Source organism: Bradyrhizobium sp. HKCCYLR20261 (genome assembly GCF_051168435.1).
GTDB lineage: Bacteria > Pseudomonadota > Alphaproteobacteria > Rhizobiales > Xanthobacteraceae > Bradyrhizobium.
Window position 1 is genome coordinate 107,741 of record NZ_JBNPUZ010000016.1, and the last position, 19,309, is coordinate 127,049.

The following is a 19,309-nucleotide window of genomic DNA, read 5'->3' on the forward strand; positions in this document are numbered from 1 at the left end:
CTCACCATGAGGGTCAATAGCTCTCCGCGAAATCCGCCCTCGTCCTGAGGAGCCCGCCGCAGGCGGGCGTCTCGAAGGACGTTGGAACGGCGCGCTGCCTGCTACACATTGTATTCGTATGCGACCGGTCCGCCTTACACCGCGCGGCTGTGCAGCTGCTTCGACGCGTCGAGATGGGCATCGAAGGCGGCGGCGACGCTGCGGACCAGGAACCGCGAATGTTCGGTGACGGCGAGCGCGCTGCCGTTCAGTTCGACCACGCCGTCCGAGATCAGGGACTGCAGCCGCGGCGCCGAGCGCAGCATGTCATCCGTCTCGGTGCCGTGGCGGGTGCAGATGACATCGAGGTCGACGCCGTAGTCGCACATGATCCGCTCGATGATGTCAGCCCGCAGCCGGTCGTCGTCGGTCAGGCCATAGCCCTTGACGGTGGCGAGGCCGCCGGAGGCGATCTTCTCCTCATAGGCGCGCACCTGCGGCGCGTTCTGTACGTAGCCCTGCGGCAGCTGGCCGATCGCCGAGGCGCCGAAGCCGAGCAGGAGATCGTTGGCGTCGGTGGTGTAGCCCTGGAAATTTCGGTGCAGCCGGCCTTCGCGGAAGGCGATGGTCATCGTGTCATCCGGCAGGGCGAAATGGTCGAGCCCGATCTGGACGTAGCCGGCGTCCTTCAGCGCATCGGCGATCGCGCAGGACTGATCGTAACGCTCCAGACTGTCCGGCAACGAGTTATCAGCAATCTTGCGCTGGTGCGTCTTGAACGACGGCACATGCGCATAGCCGAACACCGACAGCCTGTCGGGACGCAGCTCGATGGCGCGGCGGACGGTGTCGAGGCACGACGCCACGGTCTGGTAGGGCAGCCCGTAGATCAGGTCGAAGTTGACGCCGGCAACGCCCGCCTGGCGCAGACCGTTGGTGGCGGCGGCGGTCTGCTCGAAGCTCTGCACCCGGTTGATGGCCTGCTGCACGCGCGGATCGAAGCTCTGCACCCCCAGGCTCGCCCGGTTGACGCCGCTCAGCCCCAATGCGCGGATCATCGCCGGCGTCAGCGTGCGCGGATCGATCTCGATGGCGATCTCGGCCGAAGGCTGCACGAAGAACGAATGGCGCAGCGAGCCGACGAGGTCGACGAAGGAGTCCGGCGCCATGATGGTGGGCGTGCCGCCGCCGAAATGGATATGGCCGACCGGAAGCCGCCGGCCGATCTGGCGGGCCACCATGTCGATCTCGCAGCGCAACGCCGATTCATACACCGCGATCGGCTCGTCGCGCTTGGCGACCATGGTGTTGCAGCCGCAGTACCAGCACATCGAGCGGCAGAACGGGACATGCAGGTACAGCGATGCCGTTGCGCTGGCCGGGATCGCGCGCAGCCACTCCGCATAGGTCGAGGCGCCAACCGCGGCCGAGAAATGCGGCGCCGTGGGATAGCTGGTGTAGCGCGGCAGGCGCTCCTGCCCGTAGCATGCTGCAAGGTCTGGTCTCATGTCCCGCCTGTCCACCTGGGGTTTGGACGCATTTGACACGAGGCCAGGGCGACGGCCTTGAGCTTCCTCAAAGCGCGCGGCCGGCACATGCCCCCGTCAATTTTGCCAGTAGAACTCCGGCTTTCGCCCCCGACTTTGCGCTTGGTCAAAGTCGCCGGCCTATTTCGCACCATCCTTGAGTCATCGACGATTCGAGGAATCCGCAATGGAAGCTCTGCACCTGCTCATCCGCTCGTTTGCGTTCATTGCCGGTGTCCGCGGCCATATCCCCCAGTCCGACGGCTTCGATTCGTTTCACGAGGACTCCGGGCCGACCGGTCTGGCCGGCAACATCGCGATGTTCCTGACGACCGTGTTCTGCATCGCCGCCGCGATCGCCTTCGTGGTGCTGCTGGCGGTGCGCTGGCTGAGCTGAGGCACGGCCGAGCTCGACCACATCCGGCAAACTCCGTTTGAGCCCAACTCCCTCCGCGTCATGGCCGGGCTTGTCCCGGCCATCCACGTCGATCGGCGCACTCGGAAGGACGTGGATGCCCGGGCCTTCGCCGCACCGAAGCGGCTTCGGCCGCGCAGGCGGGACAAGCCCGGGCATGACGACGTGGAGACAGCGTCGTACCCGTCTCGGACCTCACACGTGATGACCAGCGTGTAGTCCCGCACTTGCTGACTCGGTAGTTGGACGCGCCCTCCGTACGCGCTTGCAAATCAATTGCGGGCGCGTTGCTGCGCGCCGAGCACAAGCTCGCCCTCACACTCCCGCAATTGCTAAGTTGCTTGTTGCAGCACAAACAAGCTCGGTTCCCACGGGCGCATGCTGATCGCGGCTAAACAACAGGTCCAAACGAAGGAGCGATCCATGTTGACCCGCCGCACCGCCCTGCTCAGTGCAGCCATCGCCGCGATGATGCTTGCGGCTCCCGCTGTTGCCGACGACCTCAAGCTGCCGCGCCAGAAGGTCGATCTGGTGGCCCCGCCGTTCGTGCATGTGCACGAGCAGGCCACCAAGCAGGGGCCGAAGATCATGGAGTTCAAGCTCGTGATCCAGGAGAAGAAGATGGTGATCGACGAGAAGGGCACCACCTTCCAGGCCATGACCTTCAACGGCTCGATGCCGGGTCCGCTGATGGTGGTCCACGAAGGCGACTACGTCGAGGTGACGCTGGTGAATCCGGCGACCAACACCATGCCGCACAACATCGATTTCCACTCGGCAACGGGCGCCCTTGGCGGCGGCGCGCTGACGCTGGTCAACCCCGGCGAGCAGGTCGTGCTGCGCTGGAAGGCGACTCGCACCGGCGTCTTCGTCTATCACTGCGCCCCGGGCGGCCCGATGATCCCGTGGCATGTCGTATCCGGCATGAACGGCGCCGTGATGGTGCTGCCGCGCGACGGCCTGAACGACGGCCGCGGCCACGCCCTGCGCTACGACCGCGTCTACTACATCGGCGAGCAGGACCTGTATGTCCCGCGCGACGAGAAGGGCAATTTCAAGTCCTACGACTCGCCCGGCGAAGCCTATTCCGACACCGAGGAGGTGATGCGCAAGCTCACGCCGACCCACGTGGTGTTCAACGGCAAGGCCGGCGCGCTCACCGGCAAGAATGCGCTCACCGCGAATGTCGGCGAGAACGTGCTGATCGTGCATTCGCAGGCCAACCGCGACAGCCGCCCGCACCTGATCGGCGGCCATGGCGACTATGTCTGGGAGACCGGCAAGTTCTCCAACGCGCCAGAGACCGGGCTCGAGACCTGGTTCATCCGCGGCGGCTCTGCCGGCGCCGCGCTCTACAAATTCCTGCAGCCGGGCATCTACGCTTACGTCACCCACAATCTGATCGAGGCGGCCAATCTCGGCGCCACCGCTCATTTCAAGGTCGAAGGCAAGTGGAACGACGACCTGATGATGCAGGTGAAGGCTCCGGCGGACATTCCGACCGGTTCGACCAACTGATCAACCGAGGGGGCCGGCCGCTCCGGCCCCCTCACTCTCCGATGTGCTGCCATGCTGCTCGCTTTCAAGCTCAAGCTCGCTCTCGCCTGCATCGTCGGCCTCGCCGGTCCGACCGCGATGGCTCCCCTGCTCACCGGCCTGAACGATGCCGCAACGCCCGGCTTCGACGGTCCGGCATTGACCGAGATCGCGCCCGCGACCATCGGCTATCGCGATTCCGGAGACCACCTGCGCAACGGCCGTCCGGCCGAGGCGCCGCTCACGGCGATCCGCTTCGCTCATCCCTTGACGATCATGACCAACCAGGTCAGCGCCGCCGACTATCAGGCCTGTGTCGAGGAGCGTCGCTGCCGGGCGCTGGATCGTGACGTGTCGATCGCCATCGACCGGCCGGCGGTGCAGGTCAGCTGGCATGACGCCGTCACCTACGCCGCGTGGCTCTCGCACAAGACAGGTGATCTCTATCGGCTGCCGACGGATGCGGAATGGGCCCACGCCGCCGGCAGCCGCTTCAAGGACGACAGCGTCACGGTCGACGACGCCGATCCGTCACGACGCTGGATCGCCCGCTACGAACGCGAAGCTGCGCTGCCTGAAGATGCCAGAACTCGCAGCTTCGGCGCGTTCGGGATCAACGAACACGGCCTCGCCGACATGGCCGGCAATGTGTGGGAATGGACATCGACCTGCTTCACGCGGAAGCTACACGATGATGCCGGGCGGGTGACGAAGACCGTCAGCAATTGCGGGGTTCGTCTGGCCGAAGGCGCGCACCGGGCCTATGTGACCGACTTCATCCGCGATGCGCGAGCCGGCGGCTGCGCCTCCGGCACGCCGCCCGCCAATCTCGGCTTCCGCCTGGTGCGCGAGCAGCCAAGCTGGAGTCGCAGCATGGCGCAGCGGCTCAGCCGGCTGCGCGGCGCAACGGGAGTTTGATGGGAACCTGAGGCCTCATCCCGCCGCGGCCCGGGCGGACACGCCCGGGCGCGACGGTGCGCGGACACTGGCACAAATTCCAGTCACGCAATCTCAACTTTCGGTTGCGATCATGGAGCTACAAACGTTACACAATTGAAATGAGAGACGCGATGAGCGGGCCAGGAGGCGAGTGTGGTTCCTCGACATCCGCCGGTCTTCTTCACGTCCGACCTGCATGGGTATGGCATCGGTAACACCAGCTGGTTCGACGATCATTCGCCACGGGCCCTGGCCGGGCGCTGCCTCATCGATGCGCTCGAGTATCTTCGGATTCCGCTGAAATTCGCCGCCAAGGATTGGCACGTCGCCAATGCGGCTGCGGTGAGGATCGTCCATCAATGCCTCACCGACGCAGCCCTTGCGCGTCACGACATTCTCAGCCGTGTTGCACCGGCCGTCGAAGAGGTCTGCGCACGGATCGTCGCGAGCCGCCAGTATCGTATTCCATTCTATGGCGACGATTTCTGGGATTGGGCCAGCGTGGTCGATGGCCTGTGCGAGGTGCAGCCGATCTCGGCCACCGCTGCGAGGGTTGCCAAGCGCGAGCTCGATCAGTTCCGCAGGACCGTTCAGATCCGCATGCCAAGCGGACTTTCGGTCGGCGCCCCCGATCAGGAATGGTTCGGACCGGCCATCGCGGCGCGCGCCTATCGCCTGCTGGATTCGCGCGCGGGCGGCGTCGATCCCGACCTGCGCAACGAATTGCAGGGGCAATCGCTCGAGCGCATCGAGCGCGGCCGGTATCGCGGCCGCCAGGTCATGCCCTGGCAGCTCAGCTGGCACTATGGTCAGGTCGTCAGCGAATTCCAGCGGGCCGCCACGGAGCAGGCCGCGGAACTCGCCGATTTCGCCTGGCTGGCCGTTCCGCTCGACCTCGGCAAGCGCACGCAGGTCCTCGCCCGGGTGCTGCAAGGCGCCTGTGCGGTGAAGGATCGCCGAACGATGCTGCAGGCGCTGGAAGAACTCTACCGCTGCGAAACTCCCGGGCGCCCGCTCGGCCAGGGCGTGATCGGTGCGGGCATCGAAGCGTCCTTGGACGTGCTGGAAGCGCTTTGGCAACAACTCGACGGCCGTGAGAAGGCCAGCATCAATGCAATGCTCGACGCGCTCAACTTTCTGCACGCCAAGGCCAACACGATCGGCTTCGTCGTGGAAACGCCGGAGGACATCGAAGCCCTCATTCAGGCCATGGGTCCGGGCGCGCTCATCGAACAGCGCAACGCGACCCGCGCGATCATCCGGCACGGCTGCTTTCATGCCGTCATATGCCTCGGACGGTCGATGACCGAAGTGGCCGGCGCGGCGGCCATGGCCATCGAGGAGCATGGCGCCAAATGGCTGATCATGCCGGGGTGGGCCGAGGCGCTGGGCTCGAAGCTTCCGCATGTCGCTCGCGGACCCCGCTTCGTTGGCGCAGGCCCCGGCGACCTCGTTATCGCCACGTCGGTCGCGCCGTTCCGGATACAGCTCAAGCTGCGCGATGCCCTCAGCATTGCCGACCCACCCTACCTCAGCGACGGCGGCATGATCATTCCCGCCGATCCCGAGCTCTGCCGTCTGGCGCACGAGGCGGCGGACGCCATGCTGGACGACATCGGCGTATTCTTCGAAGGAATGACCGTCACGCGCGACACCGACGGCTCCGAGGCCGACGTCTCGGCGGCATTCCCCGGCGCATTGGGGATGGACGGCGTGGCCTATGTGATGGGGCTGATCTGTCTCAGCCGCAGCGTGCCGTGCCTCGTGATCCAGCGGCTGGTGGACGCCGGGCCACACGCGGCAAGCCCGGCGCGCGATGCCGCGTGCCGGCTGGCCGTGAAGGTAGCGGAGATGCTGTGCCGACGCTGGTAGCGGCGCCCTCTTGGGCCCGCAGTGGGGGGGAGCGGATCGTCTGCGGGGACGCAGTGTCGCCGTGAGTTAGTCCGCTCTCAACTGGGGCCACAGCGTCGCTATGAGTTGCTCCGCTCTCGCCTCGGCAACGGCGGACTCCCCTCCCCCTTGCGGGGAGGGGAGCGGACCGTCTGCGGGGACACAGCGTCGCCGTGAGTTAGTCCGCTCTCAACTGGGGCCACAGCGTCGCTATGAGTTGCTCCGCTTTCGCCTCGGCACGACGCTCTCCCCTCCGCTTGCGGGGAGGGGATCAAGCCCTAGGTATTCTTCAGCGCGACCCGGAATTCGGCTTCGGTCTTGGCCTTGACCTCGTCGAGCGTGACGCCGTCGGCGAGCTCGATCAGGGCCATGCCGTCATTGCCGTGCTTGTCGATCGTGAACACGGCGAGATCGGTGACCACCATGTCGACCACGCGTTCGCCGGTGAGCGGGAGCGTGCACTGCTTGAGCAGCTTCGGGCCGTCCTTGGCGCTGTGCTCCATGACGACGACGACGCGCTTGACGCCGGCGACGAGATCCATCGCGCCGCCCATGCCCTTCACCATCTTGCCCGGGATCATCCAGTTGGCGAGATCGCCGTTCTGGGCCACCTGCATGGCGCCGAGGATGGAGAGATCGATATGGCCGCCGCGGACCATCGCGAACGAATCGGCCGACGAGAAGTAGCTCGTGATCGGCAGTTCGGTCACCGTCTGCTTGCCGGCGTTGATGAGGTCGGGATCCTCCTCGCCCTCAAAGGGGAACGGACCCATGCCGAGCATGCCGTTCTCGCTCTGCAGTGCGACGTCGACGCCCGGCGGGATGTAGTTCGACACCAGCGTCGGAATGCCGATGCCGAGATTGACGTAGTAGCCGTCCCGCAGTTCCTTGGCGGCGCGCGCCGCCATCTGCTCGCGTGTCCAGGCCATCAGACTTCCTCCCCCGCTGCAGCGGCGGCTTCACGTTTGCGGACGGTGCGCTGCTCGATGCGCTTGAGCGCGGTGCCGACCTCGATGAGGCGCTTCACGAAGATGCCCGGCGTGTGAATGTGATCGGGATCGATCTGGCCGGCCGGCAGGAGATGCTCGACCTCCGCGATCGTGACCTTGGCCGCCGTGGCCATCATCGGATTGAAGTTGCGCGCGGTCTTCCGGTACACGAGGTTGCCGGCGGTATCGCCCTTCCAGGCATGCACGATCGCGATGTCGGCGAACAGGCCGCGCTCCATCAGATATTTCTCGCCGTCGAATTCGCGGACTTCCTTGCCCTCGGCGACCAGCGTGCCCACGCCGGTCTTGGTGAAGAAGGCGGGAATGCCGGCGCCGCCGGCGCGGATGCGCTCGGCCAACGTGCCCTGCGGGCAGAACTCCAGCTCCAGCTCGCCGGCCAGATATTGCTGGGCGAACAGCTTATTCTCGCCGACATAGGACGAGATCATCTTCTTGATCTGCCGCGTCTCCAGCAATCGGCTGAGCCCGATGCCGTCGACACCGGCATTGTTGGAGATGACGGTGAGGTCCTTGACCCCTGACTCACGAATGGCATCCGACAGCGTTTCCGCAATGCCGCAAAGACCAAACCCGCCGGACATGATTGTCATGCCGTCCTTGAGGAGGCCCGCAAGGGCGGATTTGGCGTCCGGGTAGACCTTGTTCATACGGGAATGACCTAATGGAGGGCAGCAATCGCACGGGTATCAACCGGATTATTAGGCGAAATCTTCGCAATGCGTCAATGATGCCTTCCCAAGGGGCACGTCCTGCTTTAGCAGTCGCAACGATCCGCGTCCCCGGGATCGACCGGATGCCGGACTCTGTGGACGATGCGGGCTCCGCCGCAATCCGGCCACACCAGCGGCGCGGCCTTGAAAGCGTCAAGAAAGCGCATCAAGTTGTTGATGTTGGCAGGGGTTTTCGGCGCACCCTGCCCGTCTTTCGTAACCAGCGATCCGACGATCCAAGAGATAATCCCAGGACATGCCCGTCACCATGGCCCAAGGAATGAGGCGGTTAGGCACACCGATTGCGGTGCTGCTCGGCATCGCCTTGGTGGGCCTGCTCGCGAGCTCCTGGCTGGTCAATCGTGAGGCACTGCGAAAGGCGGTCGAGACCCAGATCCGTGCCGTGACCGGGCTCGAGCTCGTCGTCAAGGGACACATCGACGTCTCGCTGTTTCCCGGCAGCTACGTCTCCTTCCATGACGTCGGCCTGAAGGGCAGCGGCGCCGACGACCCCGCGCTGCGCGTCGACGTGCTGACGGCCAATCTGCAGTTGCTGCCGCTGCTGTTGCAGCGGTTCGAGATCGCCGACGTGATGATGCTGCGGCCGCAGATCAACGTCACCCGCGAGGCCGACGGCAACAGCAACTGGACGCCGTTCATCGAGACCATCGCGCGCACCATGCGCCCGGGTCCCGACAGCCAGATGTCGTTCTCGGAGATCCGCATCCAGGACGGCATCCTCGTCTATCAGGACGAGTCGCATCATGCCTCCGAGCGGCTCGACGACATCGACCTCTCGCTGGCCTGGCCGTCGATCTCGCGCTCCTTCGCTGCGACCGGGCAGTTCGACTGGCACGGCCAGCGCATCGAAGGCTCGATCAGCGTCAGTGATTTCCTCGCGGCGCTGTCGGGCGACCGGTCCGGCCTGAAGATGCGCCTCGCCAGCCCGCCGTTGAAGGTCGCGTTCGACGGCACGGTCGCCAACCGCACCAGCGCGCTGATGGAAGGCACGCTCACGGTCGACAGCCCTTCGCTGCGCGACGCGCTCCGCTGGACCGGACAGACGCCGATCGGCGGCGGCGGCTTCGGCCGCTTTGCGCTGCGCGCGCGCGCCAATGTCGTCGGCGCCTCGATCGCGCTCACCAATGTCAATGTCGAGCTCGACGGCAACACCGCCGAAGGCGTGATGACCTACTCCAACAACGGCCGGCAGGCGCTGCAGGCGACGCTGGCCGCGGATGCGCTCGACTTCACCCCCTATATCTCGACCGTCCGTCTGCTCGCCAATGGCGCGCGCGACTGGAACCGGCAGTTGTTCGACCTCAAGGCTCTTTCGACCACCGATCTCGACATGCGGCTATCGGCCGCAAAAGTCACGGTCGGGTCGTCGAAGCTCGGACGCACCGCCTTCGGCGCTAACCTGCGCAACGGCGTGCTCGCATTGTCGGTCGGCGAAGCGCAGATGTATGGCGGCATCGTGCGCGGCTCGTTCGGCATTGCCCGCGCCGACACCATCGCCGACGTGAAGGCCGAGCTGCAGTTCAACGACGTCGACCTGCAGACCTGCGCCAACGAGATGTTCGGCATCTCCTCGCTATCTGGACGCGGCAATCTCAACATGTCCCTGACCGCGTCAGGCTCCAGCCCGTTCGGGCTGGCCCAATCGCTGGACGGCAGCGCGACGTTGCAGGGGCGCGACGGCGCGATCTCGGGCTTCAACGTCGAGCAGTTGTTGAAACGCCTGGAGCGCAGCCCGCTGTCGCGGGGCGGCAATTTCCGCTCGGGGTCGACACCGTACGATTCGCTGACGGTCGCCGTGAAATTCTCCGACGGTATCGCCACGGCCGAGGACATCCGCGTCGAGAGCCAGACCTCACGCATCACGATGACAGGCACGGCCTCGGTGCCGAGCCGCGAATATGATTTCAAGGGCGTCGCGAGCCTGTTGTCATCGGGCAATGGCGGCAACGGCTTCGAACTGCCCTTCGTGGTGCAGGGTCCCTGGGAGGATCCGCTGATCTTCCCCGATCCGGAAAGCCTGATCCGCCGCGCGCCGGCGGCGGCGCCGCTGCTCGATGCCGTGAAGGATCGCAAGACCCGGGACGCCGTGCGCTCGGTGCTGGAGCGCTTCACCGGCGGCGGGCTGCGCCCGCCACAGCAGGACAACGCGCCGCAGGCCGATGCTCCCACGGGCGGCACTTCCACCAAACAGAACTGATCGCACCGGCCCCGTTCAGCGTGGTCAGGCAACGCCCGCGGCCTCGACCTATGTCTGATATATTACTTCTGGATCACGCCGAGCCCGTGGGCTAGTGTCCGCCCACAACCGATCAAGCAAGATCGGCGGATCAGGGAGAGACACGTGAAATCCAGGGGAATGGGTGCGCTTTCAGCCGCAGTCGCAGCCGCCGGGCTTTTTTGCGCTGCAGCACCGGCCATCGCTCAGGACACTATCACCATCTGGTGGAGCAAGGGCTTCTACAAGTCCGAGGACGATGCGCTGCTCAACGTCGTCAAGAAATTCGAGGCGAAAACGGGCATCAAGGTCGAGCTGTCGCAATACGCGATCCAGGACATGATCCCGAAGACGGTCGCAGCGCTCGATTCCGGCACCGTCCCCGACGTCGCCTATGCCGACACCTATGACGTCCAGGCGCAGGGCAAGTGGGCCTATGAAGGCAAGCTCGAGGACCTCACCGACATCCTGGAGCCGATGAAGTCGGCCTTCGCCCCGAACACCATCGAGACCGCCTATCTCTTCAACAACGTCACCAAGAAGAAGGCCTATTACGGCTTCCCGCTGAAGCAGCAGAGCATGCACGTCCAGATCTGGGGCGACCTGCTCGAGAAGGCCGGCTTCAAGCAGGCCGATATCCCGACCAAGTGGGAGGACTACTGGACGTTCTGGTGCGACAAGGTGCAGCCCGGCATCCGCAAGGCGACCGGACAGCGCCTCTATGGCGTGGGCCAGCCCATGGGCGTCGAGTCGACCGACTCGTTCCAGTCGTTCTACACCTTCATGGACGCCTACAACGTCAAGCTGGTCGATGACGACGGCAAGCTGCTGGTCGACGATCCCAAGGTGCGCGAGGGCCTGACCAAGGCGCTGAGGGACTATACCGACACCTACATCAAGGGCTGCACGCCGCCGTCGTCCACGACCTGGAAGGACCCGGACAACAACGTCGCCTTCCACAACAAGACCATCGTGATGACCCACAACTTCACGATCTCGATCGCGGCGAAGTGGTTCGAGGATTCGACCAACCAGGCGCTGACGCCAGAGCAGCGCGCCGCCGGCAAGAAGGCCTATGAGGAGGACATCATCACCGCGTCCTTCCCCAACAAGCCGGACGGCACGCCGATCAAGTATCGCTCCGACGTCAAGACCGGCCTGATCTTCAGCAACGCGAAGAACAAGGCGCAGGCCAAGGAGTTCATCAAGTTCCTGATGCAGGAGGAGAACCTCGGCCCCTACGTCGAGGGCGCGCTGGGCCGCTGGTTCCCGGTGACCACCGCCGGCCAGAAGAGCCCGTTCTGGCAGGCCGACCGCCATCGCAAGGCCGTCTACACCCAGTTCACCGGCGGCACCTCGCCGTTCGACTTCACCAAGAACTACAAGTTCACGATTCTCAACAACGAGAACGTCTGGGCGAAGGCGATGAACCGTGTGGTCAGCGAGAAGGTTCCGGTCGAGAAGGCCGTGGACGAGCTGATCGCCCGCATCAAGGAGGTCGCGGGCTAGTCTCTCGCATCGCGATGAACTAGCCTCACGTCCTGACAACAAAGACTGCCGGCCGCAGCCCATGCGGCCGGTTTGGTTATCGGCGGGAAGAGACGACCAGAAGAGACCACCATGGCGATCACGCTTTCAGCTTCCGACTCCGCGCTCGCGGAGGCCCCGCGCCCGGCGCGGCTGACGCCGCCCCAGATCTGGGGCATCGTGATGCTCGCGCCTTATATCCTCGTGTTCCTCGCCTTCGTCGTCTATCCCGTCGGCTACGGCCTGTGGCTGGCGCGCGATCCCGCGAGCTATGTCGCGCTGTACAACGACCCGATCTTCGCGCGCGCCGCCGTCAACACGCTGATCTTCCTCTTGGTCGGCATCAATCTGAAGATGGTGATCGCGCTGTTCCTGTCCGGCTTCTTCATCCAGCAGCGCGGCTGGATCAAATGGCTCTCGGTGATCTTCATCCTGCCCTGGGCGGTGCCGTCGATTCCGACCATCCTGTCGGTGCGCTTCATGCTCAATCCCGAATGGGGCATGGTCAACCACCTGATCTTCAGCCTGACCGGCGATGACGGCCCGAACTGGCTCAACGACCCGACGATCGCGCTCGGCATGGCGATCGGCATGCACATCTGGAAGTCGCTGCCGTTCTGGACTTTGATCCTGATGACCGGCCGGCTCGCGATCTCGCAGGACCTGTTCGAGGCCGCCGAGGTCGACGGCGCGACCTGGATGCAGAAGTTCCGCTACATCACCTGGCCGTCGATGCAGACGCTCTACATCACCTGCACGCTGCTCTCGATGATCTGGACGCTCGGCGACTTCAACAGCGTCTATCTCCTGACCGGCGGCGGCCCGGCCGATCTCACCCACGTGCTGTCGACGCTCGGCATCCGCTATCTCCGGCTCGATCAGCTCAATCTCGCGATGGCCTCGATCGTCTGCGCGATGCCGCTGGTGCTCCCCCTGGTCTATTTCATGATGAAGCGGTTGTCGCGATGAAGCTCCCTACTCTGCGCGAAGTCGGCACCGAGGCCCGGCTGCTGCTGATCGGCATTCCCGTCTTCATCTGGACGATGATCCCGATCTATCACATGTTCCTGTTCGCGATCTCCCCGAAGGAGGATGCGTTCTCGGGCAAGCTGTGGCCGGATCATCCGACCTTGCATAACTTCTCGATCGTGTTTCACCAGCAGCACTACTTCCTGCGCGACTTCTGGATCCAGTTCGGCAATTCCGTGATCATCGCGGTCGCCGTCGGCGCGCTGACCTTGATCATCGCGACCTGCGCGGCCTACGCGATCTCGCGGCTGCGCGTGCCGGGCAGCCGCGTGGTGATGAACCTCGCGCTGTTCACCTACTTCATCCCGGCCGCGTTCCTCGCGGTGCCGATGTATCGCACCATGGGCAAATACGGCCTGCTCAACAACGACTGGTCTCTGATCCTGGCGATGGTCACGATCGCCTCTCCCTACGCGATCTGGGTGCTGAAACAGGCGTCCGACAAGCTGCCGGTCGAACTGGACGAAGCCGCCGTGATGGACGGCGCGAGCCCGCTGCAGATCTTCCGCCTGGTGTACGTGCCGCTGATGATGCCGTCGCTGGTCGCGATCGGCACCTATGCGGTGCTGCTGGCGTGGAACGAGTATCTCTACGCCTTCCTGCTGCTGTCGAACGACAAGGCCATCACCCTGCCCGTGGCGCTCGGCAACTTCCTGGCCGCCGACGACTCGCCGTGGGAGCTGCTGATGACTACCGGCTTCATCTATGCGCTGCCGCCGGCCGCGGTCTATTACGCCTTCAAGCGCTACATGGTGGGCGGCCTCACCGCCGGCGCCGTGAAGTCGTGACGGCGTGATGCGGGTCGGTTTTCGCCAGGGCCGCGTCGCCGATGTCTTGCGGCCGAACTGGGATGGCAACGGGCCGCGCCCGATCGACTGGTTCGCGTGGTATCCGGCCGCGGACGGCGCGACCGAAGCAGCGCTGCCTGTCGCGCCATGGCCGCAAGGCTGGTTCAAGGCAGGACCTGCTGCTTTGAATGAGCCACTCGCCGGGAACGGACACTATCCGCTGGTGGCCTACTCGCACGGCACCGGCTGCAACGGTCTGCAGGTCGAATGGCTGGCGCGCGAGCTGGCGAGCCGCGGCTTCATCGCGGTCGCGGTCAATCATCACGGCAACAGCAATGCCGAACCGTACCGGGCCGAGGCGTTCCTGTGCTCATGGGAGCGGCCGCGCGACATCTCGTTGCTGATCGACCACATCACTGCTCATCCGGACTTCGCAGGCCGCATCGATCCCGATCGCATCTTCGCCGTCGGCTATTCGCTCGGCGGCGTCACCGCGACCGCCCTGCTAGGCGCCATCATGATCCGCTCGCCCTTCGCGCCCGGCGCCAATCTCGGCCGCGGCCCGCGCGAGTTTCCCGACCTCGTCGACCACCTGCCGCGGCTGATGGAGACGAGCCAGATCTTCCGCGACTCCTGGGCGCGCATGTCGGCGTCCTATCACGATCCCCGCATCAAGGCGGCCCTGCTGCTGGCGCCGGGACGGTCGGTGCAGGGCTTCTCCGAGGACAGCGTCGCCGCGATCGACGTGCCGACACACATCATGGTCGGCGGCGCCGATGCGCTGCTGCCGTCGGCGCGTTGGCTGCATGAGCGATTGCCGCTCAGCGCGTTCGACATCGTCGCTGACGATGCCGGCCACTACGTGTTCTTGCCGGAGAGCACCGAGCTCGGCCGCAGTTCCGATCCGGCCAGTTGCGTCGATCCGGCATCGGTCGATCGCGGTGCAGTCCATCGCAAGGTGATCGAGGCCGCCTTGGAGCTGTTCATGGCTTGAAGACGGTGCCTCAACCCTTTCCGTCATTGCGAGCGAAGCGAAGCGATCCAGAGTCCTTACGCTGCCCTGGATTGCTTCGCTTTGCTCGCAATGACGGCTGCTAGAGTGGCGCAGCGCTCTCACCCCGGTCGCTCGACAGTTTCGAGGCGAGTGACGCGATCACGATGACCACCGCAATCAAGCCGATTACCAGCGTGCAGATCGCGTTGATCTCCGGCTTCACCCCGAGCCGCACCTCCGAATAGATGCGGATCGGCAGGGTCGCCGAGCCCGGGCCCGTGGTGAAGCTCGCGATCACGAGATCGTCGAGCGACAAGGTGAAGGCCAGCATCCAGCCGGCGACCACCGCAGGCGCGATCAGCGGCAAGGTCACCATCGCAAACGCCCGGAACGGATCGCAGCCGAGATCCATCGCCGCCTCCTCCAGGCTGCGGTCGAGCGAGACCAGCCGCGACTGCACCACGACCGCGACGAAGCACATCGTAAGCGTGGTGTGCGCGATCGTCACCGTCCAGAAGCCGCGCTCGGCATCCAGCGCGACGAACAGCAGCAGCAGCGACAGGCCGGTGATCACTTCGGGCATGACCAGCGGCGCATACAGCATGCCGGAGAACAGCATGCGACCACGAAAGGCCTGGCCGCGCGACAGCGCCACCGCGGCCAGCGTGCCGAGCACAGTCGCAACAGTTGCGGAGGTCGCACCGACGCGAAGGCTCATCCAGGCCGCATCGATCATGGCGCGGTCGTTGAAGAACTCGTAGTACCAGCGCAGCGACCAGCCGCCCCACACCGTCACCAGCCGCGAGGCGTTGAACGAGTAGATCACCAGGATCAGGATCGGCAGATACAGGAAGGCGAGCCCAAGCGAGAGCGAGGCGATGTTGAAGCGGGAAAGGCGGGAAGGCTTAGGCATGAGCGATGAGCTCCTGCCTGGCAACCCTCAGCGTCGAGCAAGAGAACGAGCCGCCTCGACGGTCGACCACCCTTCCCTGGAGGGGGAGGGTGGGCAGCGGAGCAAGCGTCAAGAGCGTGCCAGCCATTATCGGCTCTCCTCCAACTGCCGGCGCTGGAGGCGGTCATAGAGCAGCAGCGGAAGCAGCAGCACCGCCAGCAGCACCACGGCGATGCTGGAGGCGACCGGCCAGTCCTTGTTGGTGAAGAACTCCAGCCACAGCGTCTGGCCGATCATCAGCGACTTGGAGCCGGCGAGCAGGTCGGGAATGACGAACTCGCCGACGATCGGGATGAAGCACAGCAGGCTGCCTGCGCCGACGCCGGGCAGCGACAGCGGAAACGTCACCAGCCAGAACGTCTCGCGCGGCGTCGCGCCGAGATCCGCGGCCGCCTCTTCCAGCGCCGGCTCCAGCTTGGTGAGCGTCGCGAACAGCGGCAGGATCATGAACGGCAGATAGGAGTAGACGATGCCGACATACATCGCGCTGTCGGTCGACAGCCACACGACTGGCGTCGACACCAGATGCAGCGCGAGCAGGATCTGGTTCAACAGGCCGTCATGCTGGAGGATGTTGACCCAGGCATAGATGCGGATCAGGAACGACGTCCAGAACGGGATGATGACCAGCATCATCGCAATGCCCTGCCATCTCTTCGGCAGCCGCGCCATGCCATAGGCGATGGGATAGCCGATCAGCAGCAGGATCGCCGTCGAGGTCAGCGCGACCACGACGCTGCGCAGATAGGATGCGAGATAGAGATCGTCGGAGAGCAGCAGGCGGAAATTGTCGAGCGACAGCGCCGCGAAGCCCTCGCGCAGCGACGACCAGCCCTCGGCCAGCGAGAACACAGGCGTATAAGGCGGCTGCGCGATCGCGGTCTGCGACAGGCTGATCTTGAGAACGAAGAGGAACGGCACCACAAAGAACAGCACCATCCAGACGTAGGGCGCGATCGCCGCGAAGCGCGCCGGACGCGAGAAGATGCGGCGCGCGCTCATCGCTCCAGCACCACGCAATCGTCGGGCGTGAACCAGGCGACGACGCGCTGGTTCAGGCCATAGCCGTCGGCATCGAGCCGTGCCGTGTTGGCCTGCGCGGCGTGCAACACGGCGCCGCCGTCCAGCTTGATCTTGTAGACGGTCTTGCCGCCGAGATAGCTCGCATCGGAAATCGCCCCTTGCACGCAATTGATGCCCGCGGCGTCGGCAGCCGGGCGGCGGAGCGCCAGCCGGACTTTCTCGGGCCGGATCGCGACCGCGACCTTGCTCTCGCTGATCGGGCTCACCGGCTGGGCTGCGATGATCTCGCCCGCAGTCTGTGTCGCCACCCGCAGCCGCAGCGGCTCCCGCGCCGTCACCTCGCCCTCGAACAGATTGATATCGCCGACGAACTCCGCGACCCAGCGCGTGGCCGGCTCCTCGTAGAGGCGGCGCGGCACCGCGACCTGTTCGAGCCTGCCGGCGTTCATCACGCCGATCCGGGTCGCCACCGTCATCGCCTCCTCCTGGTCGTGGGTGACGATGATGAAGGTCATGCCGAGCCGGCGCTGCAGCTCCATCAATTCGAACTGCGTGCTCTCGCGGAGCTTCTTGTCGAGAGCCGCCATCGGCTCGTCGAGCAGCAGCACCTTCGGCCGGCGCGCCAGCGAGCGGGCCAGCGCCACGCGCTGCTTCTGGCCGCCCGAGAGCTGATCGGGCTTGCGCTTCTCCAGCCCCTCGAGCCGGACCAGCGCCACCATCTCGGCCACACGCGTGGCGATCTCGGCGCGCGGCATGCCGGCGCGCTTGAGGCCGAAGGCGATGTTGTCGCGGACGTTGAGATGCGGGAACAGCGCGTAGTTCTGGAACATCATGTTGACCGGCCGCTCATGCGGCAGCACGGGCGCGATGTCCTCGCCGGACAGCAGGATGCGGCCCTCGTCCGGTGTCTCAAACCCGGCCAGCATGCGCAACAGCGTGGTCTTGCCGCAGCCGCTGGGCCCGAGGAGCGCGAAGAACTCGCCGGCGCGTATGTCGAGCGAGACGCCGTCGACGGCGCGGAAGCTGCCGAAGGCCTTGACGACGTTCTCGATCCGCAGGATCGGCGGCTGGGGATCAGGACGGGGTTCCGGCGGGGGCGTGGCCGCCGGCTCGGCGGCAGGTTCGGGAATCGCGATGTCGTCAGCCATGATCCGGTCTAGTCACCCTGCCGGCTCATAATGGCGCGGCGCAGCGCAAGCTAGCCGCCGATCGACTGCAGCTCAACCTTACGGGCCGGACTATCCCCGCCCGCTTCGCCAAGCCGGGCTGCGTTCTGGCAGGAGGCCGTGGCCATGAACGCGGCCAGAGCGTCGCGATCGGCTGCGGCCATGGTCAGACCGAGCTTGGTCCGCCGCCACAGCACATCTTCGGGAAACCGCGCCCATTCCCTGGTCATGAGGTAGCGGACTTCAGCCTCGGTCAGCTCGGACCCGAACGTCTGGCCCAGATCGGCGCGCTCGCGGGCGTCACCGAGGATCTGCGCCAGCCGGGTGCCGTAGGCGCCGACCAGCCGCCGGGCCTCGGCCTCGCCAAGGAAGCGCCAGCGATCGCGGGCGTCATCGACGAGGTCCTCGAACCGCTCCCAGCCGAAATCGCCGCCCGGCAGCGGAGCCCGCGCGGTCCAGCGCGGCCGCAACTCATAGAATTTCGCCAGGCTGGAGACCGCCTGCTCGGCACGGCGCCGCGCGGTCGTCACGTCACCACCGCACATCGTCAGCAGCGGCGCCAGACGGCGGCTGGCATGCAGGCTCACGACGGACTCGAGTGTCTCTGCGCCGGCGTCACGGAGCAACGTCGCGTTGGCGCCGGAGACGGTCCTCACCACATCCACGGGCTGGATGTCCGAACGGAAATAGCGGTTCGCCGCCTTGCACAGATAGGCCACATCGGCCGCCGGCATGGACACGACAGCCGGATCCCCCTTGAAGCCGTGCGCCACCGAGCCGATCAAAGTGTGCTCGCGGTCATAGGGCTGGGCGAAGATCAGCCGTCCGTCCGAATTCTGAAACACGTAGACCGCGTCGACGTCGAACAGCCGGGGCACGACGATCTGGCTCACTTGCCGCGCCGTGACACGCGGCGGCGGCTGACGCAGCACGGTCTCTGCGGTCGAGACGCTCCAGGCGCCGGTGGCGTTCGCCAGAGCGGAGGCGGTGACGATGCGGCGATGGCCGCGATCGATGATCGCGAGCCGCCAGATGCGATCGCGATCGGCCCGGATGCAGCGGGCGCCGGTTCGGATCGCGGCTCCGCGCTCGGCAGCATCCAGCGCGGTCAACACGACAAGCCGCGAATCATCGACGACGCAGTCGGAGTATTCGAAGGCCGTGCCGAACGGACGTTTCAGGGCGTCGCCGATCGGATGGTGGGTGACGTCGAGCGCCTGCGCCGCCGGCAACCGTCGTCCCGGGCCGAGCCGGTCGTAGAGCCAGAGCCCGGCGCGCAGCTGCCAGGACGGACGCTCATTCGCGTGCGCAGGAATGGCAAAGCGAACCGGGCGAACCAGATGCGGCGCGATCCCGAGCCAGGCGGCCCGCTCCGCGAGCGTCGCGCGCACGCGCCAGAGGTTGCGGCGCTCCAGGGCTGCGAGATCTCCGTGGACGAGGCGGGACGTCGCCGAGGACGCCGCGCCGCCGAGATCCCCCTGCTCCACCAGGAGCACGCGCAAGCCGCGGCCAGCCGCATCGCGCGCCAGACTGACGCCGTTCAGGCCTCCACCAATGATCGCAAGATCGTAGTCCGCCATACGCAACGT

Annotated in this window: 17 protein-coding genes; 9 read left to right on the forward strand and 8 right to left on the reverse strand. The window is 65.7% G+C overall.

The features are described 5' to 3' along the window. Positions 1 to 134: 134 nt before the first annotated feature. The gene (gene hemN, locus ACQR1L_RS28055; RefSeq protein ID WP_434861157.1) at positions 135 to 1,487 is read right to left on the reverse strand and encodes an oxygen-independent coproporphyrinogen III oxidase; all 1,353 of its coding nucleotides are present in this window, start codon (positions 1,485 to 1,487) and stop codon (positions 135 to 137) included. Between the two features lie 205 nt (positions 1,488 to 1,692). Between hemN and ACQR1L_RS28060 the strand changes: the two genes are divergently transcribed. From ACQR1L_RS28060 to ACQR1L_RS28070, 3 genes are all read left to right on the forward strand, one after another. After that, positions 1,693 to 1,902 (forward strand): hypothetical protein, encoded by a 210-nt coding sequence (locus tag ACQR1L_RS28060; protein WP_434861158.1) that lies wholly within the window; start codon positions 1,693 to 1,695, stop codon positions 1,900 to 1,902. A gap of 441 nt (positions 1,903 to 2,343) precedes the next feature. Then, positions 2,344 to 3,438, forward strand: a complete 1,095-nt coding sequence (gene nirK / locus ACQR1L_RS28065) for a copper-containing nitrite reductase (RefSeq protein ID WP_434861159.1) — start codon at positions 2,344 to 2,346, stop codon at positions 3,436 to 3,438. A gap of 51 nt (positions 3,439 to 3,489) precedes the next feature. Further along, positions 3,490 to 4,374 (forward strand): SUMF1/EgtB/PvdO family nonheme iron enzyme, encoded by an 885-nt coding sequence (locus ACQR1L_RS28070; protein WP_434861160.1) that lies wholly within the window; start codon positions 3,490 to 3,492, stop codon positions 4,372 to 4,374. Positions 4,375 to 4,467: 93 nt separating this feature from the next. Here the strand turns inward: ACQR1L_RS28070 and ACQR1L_RS28075 are convergent, their stop codons facing one another. Then, a complete protein-coding gene (locus ACQR1L_RS28075; protein WP_434861161.1) occupies positions 4,468 to 4,785 on the reverse strand; it encodes a hypothetical protein in 318 nt (105 codons plus the stop codon). Positions 4,786 to 4,896: 111 nt separating this feature from the next. Here ACQR1L_RS28075 and ACQR1L_RS28080 point away from each other — a divergent pair, with 111 nt between their 5' ends. Beyond that, positions 4,897 to 6,267 carry a hypothetical protein gene (locus tag ACQR1L_RS28080; protein WP_434861162.1) on the forward strand — a complete coding sequence of 457 codons (1,371 nt, stop codon included), beginning with the start codon at positions 4,897 to 4,899 and terminating at the stop codon, positions 6,265 to 6,267. 296 nt (positions 6,268 to 6,563) lie between these two features. On the opposite strand, the gene ACQR1L_RS28085 is transcribed toward ACQR1L_RS28080, so the two are convergent. Further along, positions 6,564 to 7,214 carry a CoA transferase subunit B gene (locus ACQR1L_RS28085; protein ID WP_434861163.1) on the reverse strand — a complete coding sequence of 217 codons (651 nt, stop codon included), beginning with the start codon at positions 7,212 to 7,214 and terminating at the stop codon, positions 6,564 to 6,566. Continuing rightward, positions 7,214 to 7,942, reverse strand: a complete 729-nt coding sequence (locus tag ACQR1L_RS28090) for a CoA transferase subunit A (protein ID WP_434861164.1) — start codon at positions 7,940 to 7,942, stop codon at positions 7,214 to 7,216. Before ACQR1L_RS28090 ends, ACQR1L_RS28085 begins: the two co-directional genes overlap by 1 nt. Before the next feature lie 331 nt (positions 7,943 to 8,273). Here ACQR1L_RS28090 and ACQR1L_RS28095 point away from each other — a divergent pair, with 331 nt between their 5' ends. The 5 genes from ACQR1L_RS28095 (at position 8,274) to ACQR1L_RS28115 (ending at position 14,579) form a co-directional block, all read left to right on the forward strand. After that, on the forward strand, positions 8,274 to 10,223 hold the full coding sequence (locus tag ACQR1L_RS28095) for an AsmA family protein (protein ID WP_434861165.1): 1,950 nt from the start codon (positions 8,274 to 8,276) through the stop codon (positions 10,221 to 10,223). Positions 10,224 to 10,367: 144 nt separating this feature from the next. Further along, the gene (locus tag ACQR1L_RS28100; RefSeq protein ID WP_434861166.1) at positions 10,368 to 11,750 is read left to right on the forward strand and encodes an ABC transporter substrate-binding protein; all 1,383 of its coding nucleotides are present in this window, start codon (positions 10,368 to 10,370) and stop codon (positions 11,748 to 11,750) included. A gap of 111 nt (positions 11,751 to 11,861) precedes the next feature. Further along, positions 11,862 to 12,737 carry a carbohydrate ABC transporter permease gene (locus tag ACQR1L_RS28105; protein WP_434861167.1) on the forward strand — a complete coding sequence of 292 codons (876 nt, stop codon included), beginning with the start codon at positions 11,862 to 11,864 and terminating at the stop codon, positions 12,735 to 12,737. After that, complete coding sequence (locus ACQR1L_RS28110; protein WP_009030131.1) at positions 12,734 to 13,585, forward strand: carbohydrate ABC transporter permease; 852 nt, start codon at positions 12,734 to 12,736, stop codon at positions 13,583 to 13,585. Before ACQR1L_RS28105 ends, ACQR1L_RS28110 begins: the two co-directional genes overlap by 4 nt. Positions 13,586 to 13,592: 7 nt before the next feature. Next, the gene (locus tag ACQR1L_RS28115; protein ID WP_434861168.1) at positions 13,593 to 14,579 is read left to right on the forward strand and encodes an alpha/beta hydrolase family protein; all 987 of its coding nucleotides are present in this window, start codon (positions 13,593 to 13,595) and stop codon (positions 14,577 to 14,579) included. A gap of 100 nt (positions 14,580 to 14,679) precedes the next feature. On the opposite strand, the gene ACQR1L_RS28120 is transcribed toward ACQR1L_RS28115, so the two are convergent. The 4 genes from ACQR1L_RS28120 to ACQR1L_RS28135 all read right to left on the reverse strand — a co-directional run bounded on the left by ACQR1L_RS28120 (position 14,680) and on the right by ACQR1L_RS28135 (position 19,300). Beyond that, entirely contained in the window at positions 14,680 to 15,492 is an 813-nt protein-coding gene (locus tag ACQR1L_RS28120; RefSeq protein WP_434861169.1) for an ABC transporter permease, read from the reverse strand. Between the two features lie 126 nt (positions 15,493 to 15,618). Beyond that, a complete protein-coding gene (locus tag ACQR1L_RS28125) occupies positions 15,619 to 16,533 on the reverse strand; it encodes an ABC transporter permease (protein WP_434861170.1) in 915 nt (304 codons plus the stop codon). Continuing rightward, a complete protein-coding gene (locus ACQR1L_RS28130) occupies positions 16,530 to 17,702 on the reverse strand; it encodes an ABC transporter ATP-binding protein (protein ID WP_434861171.1) in 1,173 nt (390 codons plus the stop codon). The genes ACQR1L_RS28125 and ACQR1L_RS28130 overlap by 4 nt, the downstream gene beginning before the upstream one ends. A 50-nt stretch (positions 17,703 to 17,752) precedes the next feature. Beyond that, complete coding sequence (locus ACQR1L_RS28135; protein WP_434861172.1) at positions 17,753 to 19,300, reverse strand: glycerol-3-phosphate dehydrogenase; 1,548 nt, start codon at positions 19,298 to 19,300, stop codon at positions 17,753 to 17,755. Positions 19,301 to 19,309 lie beyond the last annotated feature (9 nt).

Bases quoted from the DNA above. Each gene is read 5' to 3' on its own strand.
- ACQR1L_RS28090 (WP_434861164.1), bottom strand. From the start codon at position 7,942: ATGAACAAGGTCTACCCGGACGCCAAATCCGCCCTTGCGGGCCTCCTC.
- hemN (WP_434861157.1), bottom strand. From the start codon at position 1,487: ATGAGACCAGACCTTGCAGCATGCTACGGGCAGGAGCGCCTGCCGCGC.
- ACQR1L_RS28095 (WP_434861165.1), top strand. From the start codon at position 8,274: ATGGCCCAAGGAATGAGGCGGTTAGGCACACCGATTGCGGTGCTGCTC.
- nirK (WP_434861159.1), top strand. From the start codon at position 2,344: ATGTTGACCCGCCGCACCGCCCTGCTCAGTGCAGCCATCGCCGCGATG.
- ACQR1L_RS28060 (WP_434861158.1), top strand. From the start codon at position 1,693: ATGGAAGCTCTGCACCTGCTCATCCGCTCGTTTGCGTTCATTGCCGGT.
- ACQR1L_RS28130 (WP_434861171.1), bottom strand. From the start codon at position 17,702: ATGGCTGACGACATCGCGATTCCCGAACCTGCCGCCGAGCCGGCGGCC.
- ACQR1L_RS28105 (WP_434861167.1), top strand. From the start codon at position 11,862: ATGGCGATCACGCTTTCAGCTTCCGACTCCGCGCTCGCGGAGGCCCCG.
- ACQR1L_RS28135 (WP_434861172.1), bottom strand. From the start codon at position 19,300: ATGGCGGACTACGATCTTGCGATCATTGGTGGAGGCCTGAACGGCGTC.
- ACQR1L_RS28115 (WP_434861168.1), top strand. From the start codon at position 13,593: ATGCGGGTCGGTTTTCGCCAGGGCCGCGTCGCCGATGTCTTGCGGCCG.
- ACQR1L_RS28070 (WP_434861160.1), top strand. From the start codon at position 3,490: ATGCTGCTCGCTTTCAAGCTCAAGCTCGCTCTCGCCTGCATCGTCGGC.
- ACQR1L_RS28110 (WP_009030131.1), top strand. From the start codon at position 12,734: ATGAAGCTCCCTACTCTGCGCGAAGTCGGCACCGAGGCCCGGCTGCTG.
- ACQR1L_RS28120 (WP_434861169.1), bottom strand. From the start codon at position 15,492: ATGCCTAAGCCTTCCCGCCTTTCCCGCTTCAACATCGCCTCGCTCTCG.
- ACQR1L_RS28085 (WP_434861163.1), bottom strand. From the start codon at position 7,214: ATGGCCTGGACACGCGAGCAGATGGCGGCGCGCGCCGCCAAGGAACTG.
- ACQR1L_RS28125 (WP_434861170.1), bottom strand. From the start codon at position 16,533: ATGAGCGCGCGCCGCATCTTCTCGCGTCCGGCGCGCTTCGCGGCGATC.